Source organism: Petrocella sp. FN5, from assembly GCF_029210395.1.
GTDB lineage: Bacteria > Bacillota > Clostridia > Lachnospirales > Vallitaleaceae > Petrocella.
Window position 1 is genome coordinate 1 of sequence record NZ_JARGDP010000119.1, and the last position, 4,367, is coordinate 4,367.

3 protein-coding genes and 1 riboswitch are annotated in these 4,367 nt (G+C 37.6%); of the genes, 2 read left to right on the forward strand and 1 reads right to left on the reverse strand.

Going from position 1 to position 4,367, the window contains the following annotated elements:
• Positions 1–98 precede the first annotated feature (98 nt).
• Positions 99–185: riboswitch (cyclic di-GMP riboswitch) on the forward strand.
• Between the two features lie 105 nt (positions 186–290).
• Entirely contained in the window at positions 291–1,058 is a 768-nt protein-coding gene (locus tag P0N36_RS14620) for a copper amine oxidase N-terminal domain-containing protein (protein WP_275843606.1), read from the forward strand.
• Between the two features lie 58 nt (positions 1,059–1,116).
• On the opposite strand, the gene P0N36_RS14625 is transcribed toward P0N36_RS14620, so the two are convergent.
• Positions 1,117–3,903 (reverse strand): bifunctional diguanylate cyclase/phosphodiesterase, encoded by a 2,787-nt coding sequence (locus P0N36_RS14625; protein ID WP_275843607.1) that lies wholly within the window; start codon positions 3,901–3,903, stop codon positions 1,117–1,119.
• Between the two features lie 214 nt (positions 3,904–4,117).
• Between P0N36_RS14625 and P0N36_RS14630 the strand changes: the two genes are divergently transcribed.
• Positions 4,118–4,267: a hypothetical protein gene (locus tag P0N36_RS14630; RefSeq protein WP_275843608.1), complete on the forward strand. Its 150-nt coding sequence runs from the start codon at positions 4,118–4,120 to the stop codon at positions 4,265–4,267.
• Positions 4,268–4,367: the final 100 nt, after the last annotated feature.

The following is a 4,367-nucleotide window of genomic DNA, read 5'->3' on the forward strand; positions in this document are numbered from 1 at the left end:
AGTGATGAGGTTTGAGTATTATGACGTATTCTTAGGTCTATTGACAAAACGGTATTATACTACTATACTTTATAGTACAAGTAATAAAGATATCAAGTAAACGATAAAGGCAAACCCAAAGAAATTTGGGGACGCAAAGCCACGGACCTTAAGGTAGTAACAACCAAGGTAGCCGGGTTACCAAATACTGAAAATACAGTATTCATGTATTCGCTCTGTTTGGCAATCCCTTCAGAGCTTTTTTTGTGCTCTGGGGATAAAAAACAATCATTCATTAAGGAGGAACTAAGATGAAAAAAATCAACAAAGTATTGGCATTACTTATGGTTTTTGTAATGATATTTGGGTTTTCAGCGGTATCATTTGCAGAAGAGGTGGATCTGACGACACCAGAAGGTGAAATCGAAGAAGAAGTGACAGAAGATGTAGGATATGAGAAAGGTGAGAACAGAGGAAGAGGCAGAGACAAAGAGCAGCAAAATGCCAGAAAACTTGAAAAGCAGATTGCAAGAAGTCGATATTCAGAAGAAGAATTAAGCCAGTTGCAAGAAGTCTATAAAAACTTTAATAATCAGAAAAACATGAGAGCCATTCCAGTAGAGAACATATTTTTCAAGAACAGAGATGTCAAGTTTGATACACCTCCTGTTATCAAAGAAGGTAGAACACTGATTCCGGTTAGAGCCATTACAGAAGCTATGGGTGCTACCGTAACATGGAATAGTGAAGAGAAGCTTGTAACAATCGTAAAAGATGACAAAACAATCGTATTTGACCTAATAAATAATATTACCTATGTCAATGATGTTGAAGTACCCATTGATGTACCTGCCGGCTTAATGAACAATAGAACCATGGTGCCATTAAGATTTATTGCTGAGAACCTAGGACTTAAAGTTATATGGGATGAAGAAGCTCAAACCATTGAGGTTGATGAAGAGAGCTCAGAAGATGATGACAGTACCAATGAAGAAAGTGAAGATATTACGGACGAAGAAGTTGTAGAGGATGAAACACAAGAGGATTCTGAACTTGTTGAAACAGAAGACACACTATAAGATTACAAGAAAAAGGAGTTGAATGGAAACGTTCAACTCCTTTTTTTTGGTGCCAATATTACAAATTTGGATGATTCATATCATGAATATAATCCATTAAGTCATCTTTGGGTAAAGGTTTGGCGAAATAGTAACCTTGTATGATATGACAATCATGTTGTTTTAGAAATTCTAATTGTTCTATGGTTTCAATGCCTTCTGCAACGATTTCGATATTCATGTTTTTTGCTAGATTAATGATCAGTTTTGCTATACTGCCATCATCCGTATCAGGATAATCCTTAATAAAATTCCGGTCAATCTTAATACGTTCAAAGGGAAATCGTTTTAAGTAGCTAAGTGAGGCATAGCCTGTGCCAAAATCATCAATGGTAGTCATAAAGCCCATACGCTTCAATTCAATAATCACATCAATGGCTTCATCTTCATTTGTTATGAGAAGACTTTCCGTCACCTCGAATTCAATGTTTTCATTAGGGAAGGCATAGACTTGCTTCAAGCGCATAACCTGAGCGAATAAAAAATCCCATTTCAGTTGTACGGCGGAAATATTAACGGCAACAACGATAGATGCATTAGATTTGTAGAAATATTCAGCAAGCTTAAAAGCCTCTTTAAGTACAAACTCGCCAATAGGAATGATGAGTCTAGTCTGCTCTGCAAGGGGGATGAACTGATTCGGGGAGATATAATGATCATCGTGTTTCCAACGCAATAAGGCTTCAACACCAACAACATGTTTGGTGTGTACATTAATTTGCGGTTGAAAATGTAAAAACATTTCATCTTGTTCAAGTGCAAAACGCATATGTTTTAGGAGTTCATAATTTTCAGCAGATATAGATTCAAAGGCATCCTCGTATTTAACAATCTGATTTTTACCATTGTTCTTTGCATGATTTAAGGCAATACTTGCATTTTTAAGTAGTTCTTCAGCAGTCCTACCGTTTTCAGGCGAGCAAGAAAAGCCAAAACTTACAGTGATATGGTGCAGTTCATCATTTAGTAAATAGGGCTTAGTAAGGTGTCTTTTGAGAGAAGTCAAATGGTTAAGGATAATTTCATCATGTTTCAGATGGAAAAAGACACCAAATTCATCCCCTTCTGTTCGAGCAATTAGGTCGTGGGGGTGTTCATATTGTAGCAAACGATCGGAAAACTGCTTGATGAGCTGGTCACAAGCCTCAGTACCAATAAGCCCATTAAGAATTCTAAAATTATCAATATTAATTAGGAGACAGACATAGGATGATTCGGTATTGGTTTGTAAGAGAGCATCTATTTTTTCTTGAAACAGGACCTTATTTGGTAACTGAGTGGCAAAGTCATAGAAACGAAGATAGTTCAGATGCTGGTCCTTAATTTTTTGCTCGGAAATATCTTTAAAAAGGCCCAGATAGTAAGTGGCCTCATCGACGATCCTGGTGATGTACAGTTGCATGGGATAGGGTCTATCACCTAAACGTTTTTGCTCGAATTCTCCTTGTAATAAGCCTTTAGAGGAAAGTATATGTTTTTGTTTGTCTGTTAAGAATATGCCGGCTGTTAATAAATCTGAATCAAGGTTTTGGTCTTGATAACCAGTGATGCTGTGAAAGGTTTTATTCGTATATAAGATGCGGTAGTTCTCGTCCGTAATAAAGATACCGTTATCAGAATGCTCAAGCGTCTTTGTTATGAGTTGTAGTCTGGTTTCGATGTTTTTGCGTTTAGATTGTTCATTGTTTAAGGCAAGATTTTTAAACTCGATTGTCATTAGATCTGTCTGAAGTTGTTGGTTCATCTGAGTGAGTGCGCGTGCTAAAGCACCTATTTCGTCTTTTCGCTCTCTCAAAGATTCAGGTAAGTTGATATCATACAAATTCCCTTGTGCTGCATGAAGGACATCTTCCATAAGTTTAAGTGGGGCGGTGACACTTTTGCTAAACCATAGAGAAAGCAGGGAGACACAGAATATAACAGCCAGTCCAATCACCAACAATAATTGTTGGAACCTCCAAAGAGGGGCATATATTTGCTCCCTGGAAGTAGATATGCCAAGGGTCCATTGATTGGTAAGTTTTGCCGTAAAAAGGAGTTGGTCATCATCGAAGAGCTCATTGGAGGCGGTAATATCATTTGGTATCATAGTCTTACCTTCTGCGTCCAGTAAAAACGTAGTGCCTAGATTATAAACAGCATAATCCTGGACACGCTTTTCAATAATTTCATAAGCCAAATCCGTACCAATGACCGCAAAAAGCTGCCCTTCATAATAGATGGGTCGAGTCAAGGATATAAATCGTATGATTTCGCCATTGTCTAGAACCCAATCATAAGGTTGGGTCCAGAAGTCACCTTGGGCTTCTATTGGTCCAAACCACCAAGCCTTGTCATCTAAGGCATTGGGGCCGGAGGCAAAATAATCGTAGGGTAGGGTAGACTGTCGACTGACGTTACCGTCTCCATCTTGATCGGCATAATAGATATCGGTGGCAAAGTGATAAAGCTCAGGATTAATATAAATGTATGCGGTCCTGCTTTGATTTTGACTTTGAGCTTGTTGCCGGATGGTAGGTTCAAGCCAATCCATCAGAAGCTCGATGTCATCCTTATTTTCAGGTGGATTTTCTTTCAGATAGTCAAAAAGTGTGAATTCAAGGACATTAATAACCTTATAGGCTTCATCAATGCCTTTTTCGAACTCATGCTTCATGGCAAGAACAGCAAATTCACTTCGTTCGAGCGTACTGTCCTTAAGGAGACGGGAACCGAAGTATTGAGTAAAAGATCCAAATAAGATGAGGCTAATTATACTGACAAGAAGAAACAAGAAAAGGATTTGAATTTTTAGATTTTTGAACATGTGCGCCTCCTATGACGATACAATCTTAATCAAAACACAGCTCAATTTACAAATAACCTCAGAAGAATTTAGGGGTTAACTCTATTTTAGCACGGAATGAACCTTCTTTCCACACAATACGAACCGATCTGTGATGCCTTCTAAGAGCTTTGGTCTTATCAACAGTATGTTTCCTGTTGGCTTAATTCTTGGAACCCTTATAGTTGAGAGGGCCATGGGAAAGATAGAGTTTAGAAAATTACTGATCTCAATGAACGCCTTCATTGCACTTCTTGCAGGTATAATTGGATTACCGATTATGACCATATTACAAAATGAAATCCCTAAGAAACTCTTAGCATACCAATTATTGGCGCAAGCATAGCATTTTCTTATAGTATGTTTTTATTGGTGCAATTAAAAAGCAAAAAAATAAAACTTTGGAGGTAAAATCCAAAATAGCATAATAGATATATACTTTATTT

What these genes read in the sequence shown, in the direction of transcription:
- P0N36_RS14620 (WP_275843606.1), top strand. Translation starts at nt 291, where the DNA reads ATGAAAAAAATCAACAAAGTATTGGCATTACTTATGGTTTTTGTAATG.
- P0N36_RS14625 (WP_275843607.1), bottom strand. Translation starts at nt 3,903, where the DNA reads ATGTTCAAAAATCTAAAAATTCAAATCCTTTTCTTGTTTCTTCTTGTC.
- P0N36_RS14630 (WP_275843608.1), top strand. Translation starts at nt 4,118, where the DNA reads ATGGGAAAGATAGAGTTTAGAAAATTACTGATCTCAATGAACGCCTTC.